This is a genomic window from Streptomyces niveus (assembly GCF_001723055.1).
Classification (GTDB): Bacteria; Actinomycetota; Actinomycetes; order Streptomycetales; family Streptomycetaceae; genus Streptomyces; species Streptomyces niveus.
On the sequence record NZ_MDCR01000145.1, the window covers coordinates 1 to 20,369 of the forward strand.

At 71.5% G+C, this 20,369-nt stretch carries 13 protein-coding genes, 3 tRNA genes and 1 pseudogene; 10 read left to right on the forward strand and 7 right to left on the reverse strand.

All coding sequences use genetic code 11. The annotated features are described in order from the left end of the window. A partial coding sequence (locus tag BHU15_RS18310; protein ID WP_069628177.1) for an ABC transporter permease occupies nucleotides 1-827 on the forward strand: 827 nt, incomplete at its 5' end. Nucleotides 828-881: 54 nt separating this feature from the next. Next, a complete protein-coding gene (locus tag BHU15_RS18315) occupies nucleotides 882-2,666 on the forward strand; it encodes a CocE/NonD family hydrolase (RefSeq protein ID WP_069628178.1) in 1,785 nt (594 codons plus the stop codon). On the opposite strand, the gene BHU15_RS18320 is transcribed toward BHU15_RS18315, so the two are convergent. Next, nucleotides 2,629-4,719 (reverse strand): molybdopterin oxidoreductase family protein, encoded by a 2,091-nt coding sequence (locus BHU15_RS18320; protein WP_069628179.1) that lies wholly within the window; start codon nucleotides 4,717-4,719, stop codon nucleotides 2,629-2,631. The genes BHU15_RS18315 and BHU15_RS18320 overlap by 38 nt on opposite strands. Nucleotides 4,720-4,834: 115 nt before the next feature. Beyond that, complete coding sequence (locus BHU15_RS18325; RefSeq protein WP_247748606.1) at nucleotides 4,835-5,593, reverse strand: SanA/YdcF family protein; 759 nt, start codon at nucleotides 5,591-5,593, stop codon at nucleotides 4,835-4,837. Nucleotides 5,594-5,739: 146 nt separating this feature from the next. Between BHU15_RS18325 and BHU15_RS18330 the strand changes: the two are divergent. The 5 genes and pseudogenes from BHU15_RS18330 to BHU15_RS18350 form a co-directional block, all read left to right on the forward strand. Continuing rightward, a pseudogene (locus BHU15_RS18330) lies at nucleotides 5,740-6,459 on the forward strand (sirohydrochlorin chelatase); the annotation flags it as partial. A gap of 53 nt (nucleotides 6,460-6,512) precedes the next feature. Then, on the forward strand, nucleotides 6,513-7,880 hold the full coding sequence (locus tag BHU15_RS18335; protein WP_069628180.1) for a deoxyguanosinetriphosphate triphosphohydrolase: 1,368 nt from the start codon (nucleotides 6,513-6,515) through the stop codon (nucleotides 7,878-7,880). Between the two features lie 210 nt (nucleotides 7,881-8,090). Further along, the gene (locus tag BHU15_RS18340; RefSeq protein WP_069628181.1) at nucleotides 8,091-9,368 is read left to right on the forward strand and encodes an NAD(P)/FAD-dependent oxidoreductase; all 1,278 of its coding nucleotides are present in this window, start codon (nucleotides 8,091-8,093) and stop codon (nucleotides 9,366-9,368) included. A 68-nt stretch (nucleotides 9,369-9,436) separates the two neighbouring features. Next, the gene (gene dnaG, locus BHU15_RS18345; protein ID WP_069628182.1) at nucleotides 9,437-11,362 is read left to right on the forward strand and encodes a DNA primase; all 1,926 of its coding nucleotides are present in this window, start codon (nucleotides 9,437-9,439) and stop codon (nucleotides 11,360-11,362) included. Between the two features lie 154 nt (nucleotides 11,363-11,516). Next, nucleotides 11,517-12,773, forward strand: coding sequence for an RNA polymerase sigma factor (locus BHU15_RS18350; RefSeq protein ID WP_069628183.1), 1,257 nt, complete (start codon nucleotides 11,517-11,519; stop codon nucleotides 12,771-12,773). Nucleotides 12,774-12,832: 59 nt separating this feature from the next. Here BHU15_RS18350 and BHU15_RS18355 read toward each other — a convergent pair whose 3' ends face one another. From BHU15_RS18355 to BHU15_RS18370, 4 genes are all read right to left on the reverse strand, one after another. Beyond that, the gene (locus BHU15_RS18355; RefSeq protein WP_069628184.1) at nucleotides 12,833-14,767 is read right to left on the reverse strand and encodes an ABC transporter ATP-binding protein; all 1,935 of its coding nucleotides are present in this window, start codon (nucleotides 14,765-14,767) and stop codon (nucleotides 12,833-12,835) included. Further along, nucleotides 14,767-16,500, reverse strand: a complete 1,734-nt coding sequence (locus BHU15_RS18360) for an ABC transporter ATP-binding protein (RefSeq protein WP_069628185.1) — start codon at nucleotides 16,498-16,500, stop codon at nucleotides 14,767-14,769. Before BHU15_RS18360 ends, BHU15_RS18355 begins: the two co-directional genes overlap by 1 nt. Before the next feature lie 159 nt (nucleotides 16,501-16,659). Continuing rightward, nucleotides 16,660-18,111, reverse strand: a complete 1,452-nt coding sequence (locus BHU15_RS18365; RefSeq protein ID WP_069628186.1) for an FGGY family carbohydrate kinase — start codon at nucleotides 18,109-18,111, stop codon at nucleotides 16,660-16,662. Nucleotides 18,112-18,187: 76 nt separating this feature from the next. Then, nucleotides 18,188-18,484: a hypothetical protein gene (locus BHU15_RS18370; RefSeq protein ID WP_023541990.1), complete on the reverse strand. Its 297-nt coding sequence runs from the start codon at nucleotides 18,482-18,484 to the stop codon at nucleotides 18,188-18,190. 202 nt (nucleotides 18,485-18,686) lie between these two features. Here BHU15_RS18370 and BHU15_RS18375 point away from each other — a divergent pair. From BHU15_RS18375 to BHU15_RS18385, 3 genes are all read left to right on the forward strand, one after another. After that, nucleotides 18,687-18,759 (forward strand) — tRNA-Asn (locus BHU15_RS18375). Between the two features lie 5 nt (nucleotides 18,760-18,764). Next, nucleotides 18,765-18,837, forward strand: a tRNA-Asn gene (locus tag BHU15_RS18380). Between the two features lie 243 nt (nucleotides 18,838-19,080). Next, nucleotides 19,081-19,154 (forward strand) — tRNA-Ile (locus BHU15_RS18385). A 240-nt stretch (nucleotides 19,155-19,394) separates the two neighbouring features. On the opposite strand, the gene BHU15_RS18390 is transcribed toward BHU15_RS18385, so the two are convergent. Then, nucleotides 19,395-20,354 (reverse strand): aldo/keto reductase, encoded by a 960-nt coding sequence (locus BHU15_RS18390; RefSeq protein ID WP_069628187.1) that lies wholly within the window; start codon nucleotides 20,352-20,354, stop codon nucleotides 19,395-19,397. Nucleotides 20,355-20,369: the final 15 nt, after the last annotated feature.

Consider the following 20,369-nt stretch of genomic DNA (forward strand, 5'->3'; position numbering starts at 1 on the left):
CTCCCAGACGGCCAGGACGAGGGCGGCGACGGTCAGCTTCCCGAGGATGTCCGCGCGCCGACCGACCCCTCTCCCGGCGCGCGGACATCCTCGGGAAGCTGACCGTCGCCGCCCTCGTCCTGGCCGTCTGGGAGATCTCCGTACGGCTGTGGCTGCCCGACTATCTGCCCACTCCCTCCGGTGTCGCCGGCGCCGCCTGGCCGACCCTCACCTCGTCGGACTTCGGTACGGCGCTGGGCGAGACCCTCGGCGGCGTGCTGCTCGGCCTGCTCATCGGCTGCGTCGCGGGCACCGCGCTCGGCCTCGCGGTGGGACGGGTGCCCTGGCTGCGCCATCTCACCTCGCCGTACATCAGCGGTCTGTACGCCATGCCGATGCTCGCGATCGTCCCGATGGCGACGATCTGGCTCGGCTACTCCGGCGACACGCGGCTCGCCGTCATCGCCCTCTCGGCGCTCCTGCCGTGCGTGGTCAGCACGGGCGACGGCGCCCGGAACGTCCCGCTCCAGCTGTCCGAACTCGCCCGGATGCTGCGGCTGTCCCGGCCCCGGGTGGTGATCGACGTACTGCTGCCCGCCACCCTCCCGTTCGTCGTCGCCGGTGTCCAGGTCGCTGTCGGCCGGGCGCTGGTCGGCGCGGTGGCGGTGGAGTTCCTGGCCAGCCTGCCGGGGCTCGGCACGTTCATCCTCACCAACGCCCGCTCGTTCGACCAGGACGCCGCGTTCGTCGCCGTCCTCGTGCTGGCCGTGCTCGGCATCGCCGCGCGCACCGGGACCGAGGCGGCGCTGCGCCGGCTCGCGCCCTGGCATCTGCACGTCAACCGCTGACGCGCGCGGCCCTCCACCGTCCTTATTCCACAGCTCAGTTGCGAGGAGCGAGAAATGCCCCACCACGACGACGACGCACGGCCGTACCGGACCGAGATCGTCCACGGCATGCGGGTCGAGTGGGACGTGCCCGTCGAGATGGACGACGGGATCGTCCTGCGGGCGGACGTCTTCCGCCCGGCGACCGGCGGACCGGTACCGGTGATCATGACGTACGGCCCGTACGCCAAGGGCCTGCCCTTCGAACGCGGCTACCCCAGCGCCTGGGAGGCCATGGCGCGCGACCATCCCGACACCGTGACCGGCACCTCGAACACGTACCAGAACTGGGAGGTCGTCGACCCGGAGAAGTGGGTGCCGCACGGTTACGCGTGCGTGCGTGTCGACTCGCGGGGGACCGGCCGCTCACCCGGCCGCGTCGACCCGTTCTCGCCGCGCGAGACCCGCGACTTCCACGACTGCGTCGAATGGGCGGGCACCCGCGACTGGAGCAACGGCCGCGTCGGACTCAACGGCATCTCCTACTACGCGATGAACCAGTGGCAGGTCGCCTCCCTGCGGCCCCCGCACCTGGCCGCGATCTGTCCGTGGGAGGGCGCGTCGGACTTCTACCGCGACGGCTCCTACCAAGGAGGCATCCGCTCCACCTTCTGGGACCACTGGTACGACATGCAGGTCAAGACCGTCCAGTACGGCGTCGGCGAGAGCGGCGGGCGCAACCCGAACACGGGGCAGCTCATCTGCGGCGACGACCTGCTCGACGCCGCCGAACTGGCCGAGAACCGCACCGACCTGGGCGCCGACATCGCCGCGCACCCGTTCTTCGACGCGTACCACCGCGACCGGTCCGCCGACTGGGACGCCATCGACGTACCCGTCCTCAGCTGCGGCAACTGGGGCGGCCAGGGACTGCACCTGCGCGGCAACGTCGAGGGCTTCGTACGGGCCGCTTCCGGCGCCAAGTGGCTGGAGATGCACGGACACGCGCACTGGCCGCTGTTCTACACCGACTACGGCGTCGACCTCCAAAAGAGGTTCTTCGACCGCTATCTGAAGGACGAGCCCAACGGCTGGGAGGACCGCCCGGCCGTACAGCTCCAGATCCGGCACGTCGACGCGACCTTCACGGAGCGCGGCGAGGACGCCTGGCCGCTGCCGTCCACCCGGTGGACGGCACTCCATCTGGACGCGGCCGGCCCCTCCCTCCGTACGGAGGCGCCCGCCGCCGGGGCGACGGCGCAGTTCGAAGCCCTCGGCGACGGCGTGGAGTTCAGCACCCCGCCGCTCACCGAGGAGACCGAGATCACCGGCCCGCTGGCGGCCAGGCTGTATGTCTCCAGCAGCACCGCCGACGCCGACCTGTTCCTCGTCGTACGGGTCTACTCGCCGGACGGCGACGAGGTCGTCTTCCAGGGCGCGCTGGACCCGCACACCCCCGTCGCCCAGGGCTGGCTGCGGGCCTCGCGGCGCCGCCTCGACCCCGAACTGACCACCGCCCACCGCCCGTACCACCTGCACGAGCGCGCCGAGCCGCTGGAGCCGGGGGAGGTGTACGCGCTCGACATCGAGATCCTGCCGACCTGTCTGGTCGTCCCGGCCGGGTACCGGATCGCGCTCCAGGTACGCGGCAAGGACTACGTCTACCCGGGCCCCAGCGCCCGGCTGTCCAACCTGAAGAACGACCTCACCGGGTGCGGACCGTTCCTGCACAACGACGACCGCGACCGGGTGGCGGGCACGTACGACGGTCTGACCACCGTCCACACGGGCGGCGAGCACGCCTCGTACCTGCTGCTTCCCGTCATCCCGCCCGCTCCAGGCGCACCGCGCACACCTTGAACTCCGGCATACGGGAGACCGGGTCGAGCGCCGGGTTGGTCAGATTGTTCGCCCGGCCCTCGCCCGGCCAGTGGAACGGCATGAAGACGGTGTCCGCGCGGATCGCGTCCGTGACCCGCGCGGGCGCCACCGCCCGCCCCCGCCGAGACACCACGGCCAGGAGTTCGCCGTCTGCCACCCCGACGCGCTCCGCGAGCCGGGGATGCAACTCGACGAAGGGTCCCGGCGCGGCCTCGTTCAGCTCCGCGACCCGCCGCGTCTGCGCCCCCGACTGGTACTGCGCCACCACCCGCCCGGTGGTGAGCAGCACCGGATACTCCGCGTCCGTCTCCTCGCCGGCCGGGCGGTGGACCACCGGTACGAAGCGGGCCCGCCCGTCCTCCGTCGCGAACCGGTCGAGGAACAGCCGGGGCGTGCCGGGGTGGCCCTCCTTTGGGCACGGCCAGAACACCCCGTCCTCCGCCGCGATCCGCCGGTAGGTGATCCCCGAGTAGTCCGCGGGGCCGCCCGCCGACGCCCGGCGCAGTTCGTCGAAGACCTCCTCCGGGTCCGGCGGGAAGCCCTTCTCGTGCCCGAGCAGGGCGGCGAGGCCGTGCAGCAGCTGGAGGTCCGTCCGTACGCCCGGTGGCGGGGTCAGCGCGCGGCGGCGCAGCAGGACCCGGCCCTCCAGGCTCGTCGTCGTGCCCGTCTCCTCCGCCCACTGCGTCACCGGCAGCACGACATCGGCCAGCGCCGCCGTCTCCGAGAGCACCACGTCCGCCACCGCCAGGAAGTCCAGCGAGCGCAGCCGCCCCTCGATGTGCGCGGCGCGCGGCGCCGAGACGACCGGGTTGGAGCCCATCAGCAGCAGCGCCCTGACGTCGCCGCCCAGCGCGTCGAGCAGTTCGTACGCGCTGCGCCCCGGACCCGGCAGCGAGTCCGGGGCCACGCCCCACACCCGCGCCACGTGCTCCCGCGCGGCCGGGTCGGTCAGCTTGCGGTAGCCGGGCAACTGGTCGGCCTTCTGCCCGTGTTCGCGTCCGCCCTGGCCGTTGCCCTGCCCGGTGAGGCAGCCGTAGCCGGACAGCGGCCGGCCCGCGCGGCCCGTCGCGAGACACAGGTTGATCCAGGCGCCCACGGTGTCGGTGCCCTTGGACTGCTGCTCGGGGCCGCGCGCCGTGAGCACCATGCCCGTCGGCGCGTCGCAGAACAGCCGCACCGCTTCCCGGAGTTGGGGCACCGGGACGCCCGTGACGCGCTCGACGTGCTCCGGCCAGTGCGCCATCACCGCCGCCCTGGCGGCCGGCCAGCCGGTCGTCCGCTCCCGCACGAACTCCTCGTCCGTCCGGCCCCGCGCCACCACCAGGTGCGTCAGGCCCAGCGCCAGGGCCAGATCGGTGCCGGGCCGGGGGGCCAGATGGAGGTCCGCCTGTTCGGCAGTTCTGGTCCTGCGCGGGTCGACGACGATCAACGTGCCGCCGTTCTCGCGCAGTTCGGTCAGATACCGCAGCGCGGGCGGCATCGTCTCGGCGAGGTTCGAGCCGACCAGGATGACGCACCCCGTACGCGCGACGTCCGCCAGCGGGAACGGCATCCCCCGGTCCAGCCCGAACGCCCGCTGATGCCCGGCGGCGGCCGACGACATGCAGAAACGCCCGTTGTAGTCGATCTGCGAGGTCCCGAGCACGACGCGGGCGAACTTGCCGAGCGCGTACGCCTTCTCGTTCGTCAGCCCGCCCCCGCCGAAGACACCCACCGCGTCCGGCCCGTGGCCCGCCCGCGCCGCCGTCAGACCGGCGGCGACGGCGCCCAGCGCCTCGTCCCAGCCGGCGGGTTCGAGCGGGCCGTCCTTCGACCGCCGCACGAGCGGTCCGGTCAGCCGTACCCGCGAGGACAGCACGGCCGCCGCCGTACGCCCCTTGCCGCACAGCGCGCCCCGGTTGACGGGGAATTCCGGGCGTTCGACGACCTCGACGCCGGGGTCGTCCGCCGTACGCCGCAGACTCATCCCGCACTGCAGCGCGCAGTACGGGCAGTGGGTGGGAACGGCGTCGTCACCGGCGGCATCGGTCATGGCACCAGCCTGCGCGGCGGGTGTTACGGCCCCGGCCGTACGCGGTTACGCCCCCGGCACGCGGACCTCCCGCGCCCCGTCCCGCCGATGTGAGGCGCGTCCCGTACGACCCCGGTCACTTCGCCAGTGCCTCGCGGACACCCGTCTCGACCGGGCCCAGGAAGTGCGGATCGGGCCGCGTCACCGCGTCGAGCGCCGCCTTGCCCGCCGCCGCCAGCTCCCGGACCCCGCCGTAGTACCAGGTCGCGTCGCGCCGTTCGGCGACCCCGACCCCGTACGAGTCGACGCCCGCCGCCCGGCAGAGCGCGACCGCGCGCCGCACATGGAACCCCTGCGTCACCAGCACCGCCCGCTCGACCCCGAAGATCTTCTTCGCCCGGACGCAGCTGTCCCACGTGTCGAAGCCCGCGAAGTCGCTGACTATCCGCTCGTCCGGCACCCCACGCGCCGTCAGATACGTCCGCATGGCGTCCGGTTCGTCGTACTCCTCCCGGCTGTTGTCCCCGGTGACGAGCACGACCTTCACCTTTCCGCCCTCGTACAGCTCGGCGGCGGCGTCGAGCCGGTGCGCCAGATACGGGGTCGGCGCGCCGTCGCGCAGACCGGCGCCGAAGACGACCACGACCTCCCGCGCGGGTACGTCGGCGAGGTCGCGGACATGGGCGTCGGCCGTCGTGTACAGCCAGGTCGCGGGCACCAGCGCCAGGACGCACCCGACCATGACGGCCTGCACCGCGCGCCGTTGCCCGCGCCGCGTCCTCGGCAGCCGTACGGAGGGCGGTCGCAGGGACGACAGTCGTACGGAGGGCAGCCGCGTCTTCCGCAGCCGCGTCTTCCGCAGCTGGGCCATCCCCGGCATCTTCGGCTTGAACATGAGTCCCCATCATCCGTACGTACTCCGTAGGACGATCGGCGCCGCCGAAGAGTTCGCCGCGACCGCCTCCCGCCTGTGAGCACCTGGAAAACCTTCACGACACACCCGGCAACCACCCGGCAACGTCCGCCCCGCAGGATCGGCCCATGGATGAGCCGCCCACCCCTGCTCCCACCCTCGTCGTCGTCGCCCACGGCAGCCGTGACCCCGCTGCCCTGCGCACCGTCCGGGCCCTGCTGCGCCGGGTCCAGCGGTACCGGCCCCGGCTCACCGTCCGGCTCGGGCACATCGAGATCGAGCAGCCGTCCCTCACCGACACGCTCGCCTCCCTGGGAGGCGGCCGGGCCGTCCTCGTACCGCTGCTGCTCGGACCCGGCCACCACATCACCCACGACCTGCCGGCCGCGGCCGCCGCCGCGCCCCGGCTGCGCACCACGATCGCCGCGCCCCTCGGCCCGCACCCGCTGCTGGTCCGGACGCTGCACGCGCGCCTGGTGGAGGCCGGCTGGCGCGACGAGCCGCACCGGGCGGCCGGCACCGGCGTCGTCCTCGCCGCCGCCGGCTCGCGCGACCCACGGTCGGCCGCGGCCACCCGCCGCACGGCCGCGCTGCTCAGCGCCCGGCTCGGCGGAGTGCCCGTCGTCCCCGCGTACGCGTCGGCCGCCGCGCCCACCGTCCCCGACGCCGTACGCGACCTCGCCGCGCGCGGCCGGAGCCGGATCGCGCTCGCGTCGTACTTCACCGCCCCCGGCCACTTCGCGACGCGCGCCGCCGCCGACGTGGCCGCCCACGCGCCCTGGATCGCCGCCGCCCCGCTCGGCGACCATCCGGACCTGGCCCGCCTCCTGCTGCGCCGTTACGACGAGTGTCACGTCCGGCAGCGGGACCACCGGGCCGCCGGCCCGGTTACCTTCGACGCATGGAAGGCATCACCGCACCTCATGACGACCACGCCTACGACGAGGCGGACACCGCGCGTTTCTCGGCCGAACCCGACAAGCGCCCCGGCCGCACCGCCTTCCAGCGCGACCGCGCCCGCGTCCTGCACTCCTCTGCCCTGCGCCGGCTCGCGGGCAAGACCCAGGTCGTGACACCCGGCTCGCAGAGCCGGGAGTGGGACGCCAGCCCACGCACCCGGCTGACGCACTCCCTGGAGTGCGCCCAGGTGGGCCGCGAACTCGGCGCCGCGCTCGGCTGCGACCCGGACCTCGTGGAGACGGCGTGCCTCTCGCACGACATGGGCCACCCGCCGTTCGGCCACAACGGCGAACAGGTGCTGAACGACTTCGCCAAGGACTGCGGCGGCTTCGAGGGCAACGCCCAGTCGCTGCGCCTGCTCACCCGCATCGAGCCGAAGCGTTTCGTCCGCGCCGACTCGGTGTCCCCGGCGCTCACCGCACCGCGCGCCGAGGCGGCCGTGGAGACGTACGAGGAGACCGGCGCGGGCGCCCGCCTCGTCAGCGTCGGCCTCAACCTCACCCGCGCCGTCCTCGACGCCGCGACGAAGTACCCCTGGCCGCAGGGCGCGCACCCCACCGACCCCGGCTCGGTGAAGTTCGGCGTGTACGAGGACGACCTGCCGGTCTTCGAATGGGCCAGGCGCGGCGCCCCGCCGAACCGCACCTGCTTCGAGGCCCAGGTCATGGACTGGGCCGACGACGTCGCGTATTCGGTGCACGACTTCGAGGACGGCCTGCACGCCGGGCACCTCGACCCGAGGACGCTGCGCTCCGCGGCCGAACGGGACGAGATCTGGGCGGTCGCGATCGGCCGCTACGTACCGCACGACACCGAACCGGGAGCGCTGGCCGCCGCGCTCGACCGCCTCATGGCCGAGGAGTGGTGGCCGCACGGCTACGACGGGACGGCCGTCGCCCAGGCCGGGCTCAAGGACGCCACCAGCCAGCTCATCGGCCGGTTCTGTCTCGCCGCCGAGGGCGCGACCCGCGCCGAGTACGGCACCGGACGGCTCACCCGCTACGGCGCCTCCCTGGTCGTCCCGCGCGAGGCGCGCGACGAATGCGCCGTACTGAAGGCCGTCGCCCACCGCTATGTGATGCAGCGCGCCGACCAGGAATCCCTCCGCGCGGACCAGCGCATCGTCCTCGCCGAACTCGCCTGGAGCCTGACGGCCCGCGCTCCCGAGGGCCTGGACCCCCAGTTCCGCGCGCTCTTCGAGACGGCGCCGGACGACCGCGCCCGCAAGCGCGTGATCGTCGACCAGATCGCCTCTCTCACGGACGCGGCGGCACGGTCCCTGCACACGGCGCTCACAGGACGCACCTGACCGCCGCCGTACCGGCCGTCGTACTGTCCGAGCCGCACCCGTCATATTCAGCCAACGGCCAAAGCGGTCGAGCCGTCCGCCTCAGGGGTGACGCGTGTAGCAAGGTAGCCACATCAAGCCGGAACCATGCCCGTGGAGCCTCCCCCCTTTCGCCATCACGCTCCGTGCGGGACGCTCACAGATGGCGGCAGCGTAACGAGGAGGCATCAAGTGGTCGACGCACATCGGACATTCGTCATCGTCGGGGGTGGGCTGGCCGGGGCGAAGGCCGCGGAAACCCTCCGTTCCGACGGATTCACCGGCCGAGTGATCGTCATCGGTGACGAGGGAGACCACCCCTACGAACGCCCCCCGCTGTCCAAGGGCTTCCTGACCGGCAAGGAGGAGCGCGACAGCGTCTTCGTCCACGAACCCGCCTGGTACGCCCAGCACCAGGTCGAGCTCCACCTCGGCCAGACGGTCACCGAGATCGACCGCGAATCCCGCTGCGTCCACCTCGGCGACGGCAGCTCCGTGCGCTACGACAAGCTGCTCATCGCCACCGGCTCCGAACCCCGCCGCCTCGACATCCCCGGCACCGACCTCGCGGGCGTCCACCATCTGCGCAGGCTCGCCCACGGCGACCGGCTGCGCCATGTGCTGTCCGCCCTCGGCCGCGACAACGGCCATCTGATCATCGCGGGCGCCGGCTGGATCGGCCTGGAGGTCGCCGCCGCCGCGCGCGGTTACGGCGCCGAGGTCACCGTCGTCGAACCGCACCCCACGCCCCTGCACCAGGTCATCGGCCCGGAGCTGGGACAGCTCTTCACCGAACTGCACGGCGAGCACGGCGTACGGTTCCACTTCGGCGCCCGGCTCACCGAGATCGTCGGCCAGGACGGCATGGTCCTCTCCGTCCGTACGGACGACGGCGAGGAGCACCTGGCGCACGACGTGCTCGCCGCGATCGGCGCCGCGCCCCGTACGGGACTCGCCGAGGCCGCCGGTCTCGACCTCGTGGACCGCGGGCGCGGCGGCGGCATCGCCGTCGACCTGGGCCTGCGCACCTCCGACCCGGACATCTACGCGGCGGGCGACGTGGCCTCCGTCCCGTTCTCGCTGCCCAGCACCGAGCTGCCGACGGACCGGCTGCGCGTCGAACACTGGGCCAACGCGCTCAACGGCGGCCCCGCCGCCGCCCGCTCGATGCTCGGCCAGGACGTGACGTACGACCGCCTGCCGTACTTCTTCTCCGACCAGTACGACCTGGGGCTGGAGTACTCGGGCTGGGCGCCGCCGGGCAGTTACGACCAGGTCGTGGTGCGCGGCGACGCCGGCAAGCGGGAGTTCATCGCCTTCTGGCTGAAGGACCGCCGGGTGCTCGCGGGCATGAACGTCAACGTGTGGGACGTCACCGGCGACATCCAGCGGCTCATCCGCTCCGGCGCCCGGCAGGACCTCGACGCCCTCGCGGACCCGACGGTGGCCCTGGACACGCTCGGCACCTGACCGGCCCGCGCACCCGGTCAGGCGACCGGGCGTCGGCGACTGTCGGTGCGCCCCCGTAGAATTCTCGCGTGGCAGGCAGGATCAACGATGACGACGTGAAGGTGGTTCGGGACGCGGTCCCGATCGACACCGTCGTGTCCGAGTATCTGCAACTGCGCCCGGCCGGCGGCGGCAACATGAAGGGGCTCTGCCCCTTCCACGACGAGAAGTCCCCGTCCTTCCAGGTCAGTCCGAGCAAGGGTCTCTTCCACTGCTTCGGCTGCCAGGAGGGCGGGGACACCATCGCCTTCGTGATGAAGATCGACCATCTCTCCTTCTCCGAGACGGTCGAGCGTCTCGCCGCCAAGGCGGGCATCACCCTGCGGTACGAGGAAGGCGGGTACAACCCCACCCACCAGCGCGGCGAGCGCATCCGGCTGGTGGAGGCGCACAAGGCGGCGGCCGATTTCTATGTGGAGCAGCTCGGCGGCGAAGAGGCCGCGATCGGCCGGAAGTTCCTCGCCGAGCGCGGCTTCGACCAGTCGGCGGCCGAGCATTTCGGGGTCGGCTACAGCCCGGCGGGCTGGGACCATCTGACCCGGTTCCTGCGCGGGAAGGGCTTCAGCGACAAGGAACTGCTGCTCGCCGGGCTCTCCCAGGACGGCCGCCGGGGACCGATCGACCGGTTCCGGGGCCGGCTGATGTGGCCGATCCGCGACATCTCGGGCGAAGTCGTCGGCTTCGGCGCGCGCAAGCTGCGCGACGACGACAACGGGCCGAAGTATCTGAACACCCCCGACACCGCGATCTACAAGAAGTCGCAGGTCCTGTACGGCGTCGACCTCGCCAAGAAGGACATCGCCAAGGCCAGCCGCGCGGTGGTGGTCGAGGGGTACACGGACGTGATGGCCTGCCATCTGGCCGGGATCACCACCGCCATCGCCACCTGCGGCACGGCCTTCGGCACCGACCACATCAAGATCCTGCGCCGGCTCCTGATGGACAACGGCAGCGCACGGGTGATCTTCACCTTCGACGGTGACGCGGCCGGCCAGAAGGCCGCGCTGCGCGCCTTCGAGGACGACCAGAAGTTCGCCGCCGAGACCTACATCGCGATCGCGCCCGACGGCATGGACCCGTGCGAACTGCGGCTCAACAAGGGCGACGCGGCGGTCCAGGACCTGGTGGAACCGCGCACGCCGCTCTTCGAGTTCGCGATCCGCCAGATCGTCTCCCGGTACGACCTGGAGACCCCGGCGGGCCGCGCGTCCGCGCTGGACGAGGCGGGCCCCATCGTGGCCCGTATCAAGAACGGCGCGTCGCAGCACGAGGTCGCCGTCCAGCTCGCCGGCATCCTCGGCATCCTGGACACCCAGTTCGTCGTCAAGCGCGTGGCACAGATGGCGCGTTGGGCGCGCGACCGGGGCGGTCGCGGCCCCGCCGGCCCGGCGTCCTCCTCCTCGTCGTCGTCCCCGTCGTCGGCCGCGTCCTCGTACGACTCCGGGCAGTCCCCGGCGCTCTCCGGCCCCGCGCTCAACCTCCGCAGCCCCGCCCACCGCACCGAGCGCGAGCTGCTGAAGCTCGCCCTCCAGCGCCCGGAGCTGGTCTCCCCGGCGTTCGACGCGTACGGCGTGGACGAGTTCACCGCCCCGCCGTACGCGGCGGTCCGCCGGGCCGTCGAGGACGCGGGCGGCGCCGAGCAGGGCATGGCGTCCGCGCCGGAGTATCTGGCGGGCGTCCGCGAGGCCGCGCCGAACGACGCGGTGCGCGCCCTGGTCACGGAGCTGGCGGTGGAGGTGTTCCACGGCAAGACGATCGACGAGGCGTACGCGGGGGAGCAGCTGGTCCGCGTCCGCCTGCGCGCGGTCGACCTGCGCATCCACGACGTGACGAGCACCCTGGCCCGCCTGGGCACGGGCGCGGACCACGAACGCCACCAGGCGGTCCAGAACGAGCTGTGGGTGCTCCAGCAGTACCGCCAGTCCCTCCGCAACAGCGGCGCCGCGGCCCTCTAGCCGGACCGGTTCGTTTCCCCGTACTCCCGCCCCACCGGCCCCAACTCCCCCCGTTTCAAACATCCTTCGGTAACTGCCCGGTTACGCACGGGACTCAGAAAGTCCCCGCACACCCCTCGTGGCGGCCCTGTGCCGTACGCCACACTGGGCAGCGGTGCCTGTGTTCTCGGAGCGCGGCCGGTCCACCCACGGTGGACCTCTCACCCCCGCGGATCCGCTCATCGTGTACGGGACTGACGGCGGTCCGGCCGCCCACGTCCCGCTGCCGCACGCCCCCGATCCGGCAGCGATCACCCTGGAGGCCGCGCCCGTGCAGACCCAGACCCTGACCGAGACCGAACTGGCATCGGCGGTTCCACCGCAGAGCCGTGCCGCGCACCACCCTGAGGCGACTTCCGGGGCGCCCCCCGGGCCGGTCCCGGAGACCGTCACCGAGGACCCGGTCGACATCCCCGAGATACCGGAACGTCTCGGCACGCGCGGCAAGTCCGACAGCGGCGGGCCCTCCTCCGACCTCTTCCGGCAGTATCTGCGGGAGATCGGACGGATCAAGCTGCTCACCGCCGTCGAGGAGGTGGACCTCGCGCGCCGCGTCGAGGCCGGACTCTTCGCCGAGGAGAAGCTCGGCTCGACACCCGACCTGGACTCCCAGCTCGCCGTCGACCTCGACCGGCTCGTCGTGCTCGGCCGGATGGCCAAACGCCGTCTGATCGAGGCGAATCTGCGGCTCGTCGTCTCCGTCGCCAAGCGCTACGTCGGCCGCGGACTGACGATGCTCGACCTCGTCCAGGAGGGAAACCTCGGCCTGATCCGGGCCGTGGAGAAGTTCGACTACGCGCGCGGCTACAAGTTCTCGACGTACGCGACGTGGTGGATCCGCCAGGCGATGTCCCGCGCACTCGCCGACCAGGCCCGGACGATCCGGGTGCCCGTCCATGTGGTCGAACTGATCAACCGCGTCGTCCGGGTCCAGCGCCGCATGCTCCAGGAACGCGGCTACGAACCCACCCACGAAGAGGTCGCCGGCCAACTGGAACTGACCCCCGAGCGGGTCGGCGAGGTCCTGCGGCTCGCCCAGGAACCCGTCTCGCTGCACGCACCGGTCGGCGAGGAGGACGACGTCGCCTTCGGGGACCTGATCGAGGACGGCGACGCCGCCTCACCCGTGGAGTCGGCCGCGTTCCTGCTGCTCCGCGAGCATCTGGAGGCGGTCCTCTCCACCCTCGGCGAGCGCGAACGCAAGGTCGTCCAGCTCCGCTACGGCCTCGCGGACGGCCGCCCGCGCACCCTGGAGGAGATAGGCCGGATCTTCGGCGTGACACGCGAGCGGATCCGGCAGATCGAGTCCAAGACCCTGAGCAAACTCCGCGACCACGCGTTCGCGGACCAACTGCGCGGCTATCTGGACTGAGCCGCACCCCCGTGCCGGACGACCACCCGTGCGGTCGTCCGGCACCGGAGGAACTGGCTCTAGTCCACCTCCGCGACCGCCTGCGCGAACTGCGCCGCGTACAGCCGCGCGTACGCGCCCGACGCCGCCAACAGCTCCTCGTGCGTGCCCTGTTCCACGATCGCGCCGTTCTCCATCACCAGGATCACATCCGCGTCCCTGATCGTGGACAGCCGGTGCGCGATCACGAAACTGGTCCGCCCGTGCGCCAGTTGGGCCATCGCCTTCTGGATCAGCACCTCCGTACGGGTGTCCACCGAGCTGGTCGCCTCGTCCAGCACCAGGATCACCGGGTCCGACAGGAACGCCCGCGCGATCGTGATGAGCTGCTTCTCGCCCGCGCTGACCCCCGACCCCTCGTCGTCGATCACCGTCTCGTACCCGTCGGGCAGCGTCCGGATGAACCGGTCCGCGTGCGCCGCCCGCGCCGCCTCCTCGATCTCCTCTCGGGTGACCTCGCGCGCCGCGCCGTACGCGATGTTCTCCGCGATCGTCCCGCCGAACAGCCAGGTGTCCTGAAGGACCATGCCTATTCGGGACCGCAGGTCCGCACGCGACATCGTGGCGATGTCGATGTCGTCCAGACTGATCCGCCCGGCCGTCACCTCGTAGAACCGCATCAGCAGGTTGACGAGCGTCGTCTTGCCGGCGCCCGTCGGGCCGACGATCGCGACCGTCTGGCCGGGCTCCACCGACAGCGACAGGTCGTCGATGAGCGGCTTGTCCGGCTCGTAGCGGAACGCCACGCTGTCCAGCGCCACCCGTCCCCGCAGCTCGTGCGGTCGCTCCGCCGACGGCGCGTCCTTCTCCTGCTCGTCCGCGTCCAGCAGTTCGAAGATCCGCTCGGCGGACGCGACCCCGGACTGGACGAGGTTGGCCATCGACGCCACCTGCGTCAGCGGCATCGAGAACTGCCGCGAGTACTGGATGAACGCCTGCACATCACCGATCGACAGCGTGCCCGACGCGACCCGCAGCCCGCCGACGACCGCCACCAGCACGTAGTTGATGTTGGAGATGAAGAACATCAGCGGCTGCATGATCCCGCTGTTGAACTGCGCCTTGAAGCCCGCCTCGTACAGCGCGTCGTTCTGCTCCTTGAACGCCTGCGCCGACTCGTCCTGCCGCCCGAAGACCTTCACCAGGGCGTGCCCGGTGTACATCTCCTCGACGTGCGCGTTCAGCGTGCCCGTGGACTTCCACTGCTGCACGAAGTGCGGCTGCGAGCGCTTGCCGACCTTCGCCGCCACCAGCACCGACAGCGGCACCGTCACCAGCGCGACCAGCGCCAGCAGCGGCGAGATCCACAGCATCATCCCCAGCACGCCGACGATCGTCAGCAGTGAGTTGATGAGCTGGCCCATCGTCTGCTGGAGCGTCTGCGAGATGTTGTCGACGTCGTTCGTCGCCCGGCTCAGCACCTCGCCGCGCTGCTGCCGGTCGAAGTACGACAGCGGCAGCCGCGACAGCTTGGCCTGTACGTCCTCACGCATCCGGTAGATGGTCAGGTTGATGACCCGGATCGACAGCCGCGTCGAGACCAGCATCAGCAGCCCCGCCGCGACGTACACCGCCAGAGCCACCAGCAGCACCCGGCCGACCGCGTCGAAGTCGATGCCCTGCCCCGGTGTGAAGTCCACCCCGGAGAGCAGATCGGCGAGCCCGTTGTCGCCCTCCTCCCGCAGCCGCGAGACGGTGTCCTCCTTGCTGACACCCCCCGGCGTCTGCCGGCCGACGACCCCCGCGAAGATCAGGTCCGTCGCCGCGCCGAGGATCTTCGGGCCGACCACCGAGGCCGCCACGCTCAGCACACCCGCGGCGATCATCCACCACAGGGTGACCTTCTCCCGCGCCAGCTGCCGCAGCAGCCGCTTGCTGGACCCCTTGAAGTCCATCGACCGCTGGTCGGGAGCCCCCGCGCCGGCCGCCATCATGCGTCCACCAGGACCGCTCATCAGGCCGCCTCCGCCTCGGTCAGCTGGGAGAGCACGATCTCCCGGTACGTCTCGTTCCCGTCCATCAGCTCGTGATGACGGCCCTCACCGACCACCCGGCCCTCGTCCATGACGATGATCCGGTCGGCGTCGCGGATGGTCGCCACCCGCTGGGCGACGATCACCACCGTCGCCTCGGCGGTCTCCCGGCCCAGCGCGGCCCGCAGCGCCGCGTCCGTCGCGTAGTCGAGCGCGGAGAACGAGTCGTCGAACAGATAGATCTCCGGCCGCTGCACCAGCGTGCGCGCTATCGCCAGACGCTGGCGCTGCCCGCCGGAGACATTCGTGCCGCCCTGCGAGATCGGCGCGTTCAGCCCGCCCTCCAGCTCGGTCACGAACTCCCTGGCCTGCGCGACGTCCAGCGCGTGCCACAGCTCCTCGTCGGTCGCGTCCGGATTGCCGTACCGCAGATTCGTCGCCACCGTCCCCGAGAACAGATACGGCTTCTGCGGCACCAGACCGACCGTCCTGGCCAGCAGGGCCGGGTCGAGACCGCGCACGTTCTCCCCGTCCACCAGCACCTCGCCGGCGGTCGCGTCGACCAGCCGGGGCACCAGCCCCAGCAGGGTCGACTTGCCGCTGCCGGTCGAGCCGATGACGGCGGTCGTCTCGCCCGGCAGCGCGGTCAGCGACACCTCCCGCAGCACCGGCTCCTCGGCCCCCGGATAACGGAACTCCGCACCCCGCACCTCCAGATGACCGTGCCGGCGCAGCGCCCGTACCGGCATCTTCGGCGGCACGACACTCGACCTGGTGTCCAGCACCTCCTCGATGCGCTCCGCGCACACCTCGGCACGCGGCACCATCATGAACATGAAGGTGGCCATCATCACGGCCATCACGATCTGCATCAGATACGCGAGGAACGCGGTCAGCGCGCCGATCTGCATCCCGCCGCTGTCGATGCGGTGCGCGCCGAACCAGACGACGGCGACCGACGACACGTTCACGACCGTCATCACGACCGGGAACATCAGCGCCATCAGCCGGCCGGTCGCCAACTGCATCTCGGTCAGGTCGGTGTTGGCCTTCTTGAACCGCCCCTTCTCGTACTCGTCGCGTACGAAGGCCCGGATGACGCGGTTACCGGTGATCTGCTCGCGCAGCACCCGGTTCACCGTGTCGAGCCGCTCCTGCATGGCGCGGAACAGCGGGCGCATCCGCCTCACGATCAGACTCACGGAGACACCGAGGACCGGTACGACGGCCAGCAGCACCCCCGACAGCGGCACGTCCTGGCCGAGCGCCATCACGATGCCGCCGACACACATGATCGGGGCGGACACCATCAGCGTGAACGACATCAGCACCAGCATCTGCACCTGCTGGACGTCGTTGGTCGTACGGGTGATCAGCGACGGCGCCCCGAACTGGCCGACCTCACGGGCGGAGAAGCTCTGCACCCGGTCGAAGATCGCGGCCCGCACGTCACGGCCGAGGGCCGAGGCGGTGCGCGCCCCGTAGTAGACAGCGCCTATCTGGCCGATGACCTGAAGGATGCTGACGGCGATCATGAAAGCGCCGAACTGGATGATGTAGCCCGTGTCACCCTTCACGACACCGTTGTCGATGATGTCGGCGTTGAGTGTGGGCAGATAGAGGCTGGCGCAGGTCTGGAGGAGCTGGAGCACCACCAGCAGGCCGATGGCTCTCTTGTAGGGGACCAGATGCGTTCTGAGTAGTCGTAGCAGCACGTGCTGTCTCTCGGGCTCGGCAAGATCGGGGGTCGGACCCCATCCTGCGCCACCACGACCGCCGGAACCCAAAGGTTTTCCACAAAGGACAGGTCAAGAACGACTGTCGTACCGCAGCGCCCCGCTCTACGCCCCGGCCCCGCGCCTCCGGTCCCGCCCTTACGCCCCCGGCGCCGCCGCGAACGCCCCCGGGTGGATCTGCTCACGCGCCGCCGTGTACTGCTGGCGCACCGCCGCGCCGACCGCAGCCTCCTCGCCCGGCTCGAAGACCTGCACCGCCGCGCCCCGCCACTCCGGCGGGCTGTGCGGGGACAGTGTGTTCTTCGAGACACCCAGCGCCCACGCGGCCTGCCGCGCCGCGCCCAGCGCCGCGTACTCCGCCGGTTCGGGCACGACGACCTGCGCCCCGAAGATCCCCGGCGCCGACGCCTGTACGGCCGGCAGCCCGGCCGCCGCACCGAGCAGGAACACCCGCCGCACCTCGACGCCGCGCCCGCGCACCACGTCCATCGCGTCGGCCAGCGAGCAGAGCATCCCCTCGAACGCGGCCCGCGCCAGGTGCTCCGGCTTCATCGACTCCCGCCGCAGACCGGTCAACGTGCCCGCCGTGTGCGGCAGTTGCGGCGTCTTCTCGCCCTCCAGATAGGGCAGGAACACCAGACCGGACGCGCCGGGCGTGGACTTGAGCGCCAGCGCCGACAGCGCCTCCAGGTCCTCGGTCCCCAGCAGCTCCGCCGTGCCGCGCAGGGCCCGTACGGCGTTGAGCGTGTGCACGACCGGCAGATGCATCCCCGTGGCGTCGGCGAACGACGTGATCATCCCGGACGGGTCGGCCAGCGCCTCGTGGTGCACGGTCATCACCGACCCGGAGGCGCCCAGCGACACGACCGCGTCGCCGATCCCCACCCCCAGCCCGAAGGCGGCGGCCATGGTCTCGCCCGTACCCGCGGAGATCAGCAGGCCCTCGGGGGTCGTCCCGGCGGCCTCGGCGGGGCCGAGCACCTCCGGCAGCGCCGCCTGGTGGCCCAGCGCCAGCTCCATCAGATCCGGCCGGTACGCACCCGTACGGGCCGACCAGAAACCGGAACCGGACGCCGCGCCCCGGTCCGTCGTGCGCCGCGCGGGCCGGCCGAGCAACTGCCACACCAGCCAGTCGTGCGGCTGGAGGACCATCGCCGTACGCCCCGCCGCCTCCGGCTCGTGCCGCGCCAGCCAGCGCAGCTTCGCCACCGGCTGACCGGACTGCGGCACCGATCCGACGGCCTCGGCCCAGGCCTGCCGCCCGCCGAGCGCGTCGATCAGATCGGCTGCGGCGACCTGCGCGCGCTTGTCGTTGCCGAGCAGCGCGGGCCGTACGAGATTGCCGGACCGGTCCAGCGGCACGAGCCCGTGCTGCTGCGCGGAGACGCCGATGGCCTCCACACCCTCCAGGAGCCCGCCGCCCGCGGCCTCGCCGAGCGACAGCAGCCAGGCCTGCGGATCGACCTCGGTGGCCTTGGCCTCGACGGGATGTACCGCGTATCCCTGCCGCAGCACGGCACCCGTGTCCGCGTCACACACGACGATGCGCGTGGAACCCGACGAACTGTCCAACCCGGCGACTATTCCCATGGCACGATTCTGCCGCACTCGCGAGGCGACGGCGGCTGCCGGGACCGACAGGCCGCCGGACGCCCGGCGGCGCGGGTCAGGTGTTGGTGGTCCCCCAGTCGTCCTCACCGTTGTGGTTCCGCGAGCGCAGCGACCGGACGCGGTCGGCGACGGACCCCGGGACCTTGTCCCCGACCTTGTCGCTCACCGAGTGGTACGCCTTGCCCGCGTACTCACGCCCGGACAGCGCCGCCGTCTCCGCGGCGTTGCGCACGGCCGGGTTCTGCGAGATCCGGCTGGCCGACTTCTTGAGCTGCTCGTAGCGCTCTCGCCCGGCCCTGGTACCCAGTACATAACCGACAGCCAGTCCCGCGATGAACGTGAGGCGCCGCATGGCCTGCCACCCTTCGTTAGTTCGTTGGCATCGGACCTCGAGCCGTGACGTCCGCCTACCCACCAGGCCCGAGATCACCCAGTGTGACCCGGCGGGATACCGATTGGCGGAGCACCCCCCTGCTTGCGCTAATGTATGTGTCGCAGCGAACGTCCGCCGCCCCGGCAGAGCCGGGTGGGTGCGTTCGACGCATACGCAGCAATCCCCTGTAGCTCAATTGGCAGAGCAGCCGGCTGTTAACCGGCAGGTTACTGGTTCGAGTCCAGTCGGGGGAGCGCGATCTCCTGTAGCTCAATTGGCAGAGCATTCGGCTGTTAACCGGAGGGTTGCTGGTTCGAGTCCAGCCGGGAGAGCAAGCACGGAAGAGGACCCCTCGGGGTCCTCTTTCTTGTGCCCGTGTCCGTCCGCGGCGGTGCGCGGAGCGTGGGTCAACGGTTCGAGGAACGTCTTCCGGGTGATCTTCGGGGTTCCCTGGAACCGGTCGGCGCGCGACGAAGTCCTCATGGTCAGGCGATGCCGACCATCCGAGGCAGGAGATCGTATGAGCGGCTATGCTGCGGCAGACGGCGCGCACAAATGTGCGCGACGCGCCGTTAGGGGCGGTAGCTCAGCCGGTTAGAGCAGCGGACTCATAATCCGTCGGCCGTGGGTTCGAGTCCCACCCGCCCCACCGCGCGGCGCAGGTGACGAAACGTTTTCACCTGCGACAACAGCATGCACGGACCAAGGCCCCAAGCGTGGAGGACACGCCGGGGCCTTTCTGCTGGCCCCCTGCTCGCCCGGGAGTTCCGCGATCAAGGGGCGTGGGCCATTCGGCGGATGTGCGGCCGGGGTTCGAACACGGCGGAGTCCGGATGGCCCGGGCCGATGCCGCAACCGGCGCCGGGCTCTCCGTTCGTACAAGCTCCGGTCAGGAAGAGGCCGCCGTCAGGGTCCGCAGCTCGGTGTCCGTCAGGTGCAGGTCCTGTGCGGCGAAGAGCGCCGGCAACTGCTCGACGGTGCGCGCGGAGGCGATCGGCGCGGTCACGGTCGGCTGCTCCGCGAGCCAGGCCAGCGCCACCGTGGCCAGCTCCACCTCCCGCGCCGTCGCGACCCGCTCCAACGCGTCGAGCACCTTCACGCCGCGATCGGTGTCCGCGTAGCCACCGGCGAGCCCGGGAAGGTTGCGCACGTTCTCGACGCTCTCGCCGGGGCGGTACTTGCCGGTGAGGAAGCCGGAGGCGAGCGCGAAGTACGGTACGCAGGCCAGGCCTTCACGCTCCACGATCTCCCGCCGCGCACCCTCGTAGGTGTCGCGCGAGACGAGGTTGTACGGTGGCTGCAGAGCCACGTAGCGCGCCAGGCCCTCCCGGTCGGAGAAGGCCAGTGACGCGGAAAGCCGTTCGGGACTGATGTTGGAGGTCGCGATGGCGCGCACCTTGCCCGCCTTCACGAGGTCGTCGAGCGCGGTGACGATCTCGTCCACCGGGATGGATTCGTCCCGGTCGAAGTGGGTGTAGTAGAGGTCGATGTGGTCGGTACGCAGCCGACGCAGGGACTCCTCGGCGGCGGCCTTGATCGTGGCGGGCGCAAGCCCCATGTACTTCGGGTGGTCGCCGACCTTGGTCGCGATGACGACGTCGTCGCGATTGCGGCGGGTGGCGAGCCAGTCGCCGATGATGGTCTCGGACTGGCCAGGCTCGTTGCCCTGTTCGGGAAAGTAGTGCATGTACGAGTCGGCGGTGTCGATGAAATTGCCGCCCGCGGCGACGTAGCTGTCGAGCACCGCGAAGGACTGTGCTTTGTCGGCGGTCCAGCCGAAGACGTTGCCACCCAGGCAGAGGGGGGAAACGAGAAGGCCGGACGAGCCGAGGGCGCGAAGTTCAGTCATGCCGGGGCCAACGTG

Excerpts from the sequence above, each read along its gene's own strand:
- BHU15_RS18355 (WP_069628184.1), bottom strand. The coding sequence starts at position 14,767 with ATGAGCGGTCCTGGTGGACGCATGATGGCGGCCGGCGCGGGGGCTCCC.
- BHU15_RS18370 (WP_023541990.1), bottom strand. The coding sequence starts at position 18,484 with ATGCGGCGCCTCACGTTCATCGCGGGACTGGCTGTCGGTTATGTACTG.
- BHU15_RS18320 (WP_069628179.1), bottom strand. The coding sequence starts at position 4,719 with ATGACCGATGCCGCCGGTGACGACGCCGTTCCCACCCACTGCCCGTAC.
- BHU15_RS18335 (WP_069628180.1), top strand. The coding sequence starts at position 6,513 with ATGGAAGGCATCACCGCACCTCATGACGACCACGCCTACGACGAGGCG.
- BHU15_RS18315 (WP_069628178.1), top strand. The coding sequence starts at position 882 with ATGCCCCACCACGACGACGACGCACGGCCGTACCGGACCGAGATCGTC.
- BHU15_RS18325 (WP_247748606.1), bottom strand. The coding sequence starts at position 5,593 with ATGTTCAAGCCGAAGATGCCGGGGATGGCCCAGCTGCGGAAGACGCGG.
- BHU15_RS18390 (WP_069628187.1), bottom strand. The coding sequence starts at position 20,354 with ATGACTGAACTTCGCGCCCTCGGCTCGTCCGGCCTTCTCGTTTCCCCC.
- BHU15_RS18365 (WP_069628186.1), bottom strand. The coding sequence starts at position 18,111 with ATGGGAATAGTCGCCGGGTTGGACAGTTCGTCGGGTTCCACGCGCATC.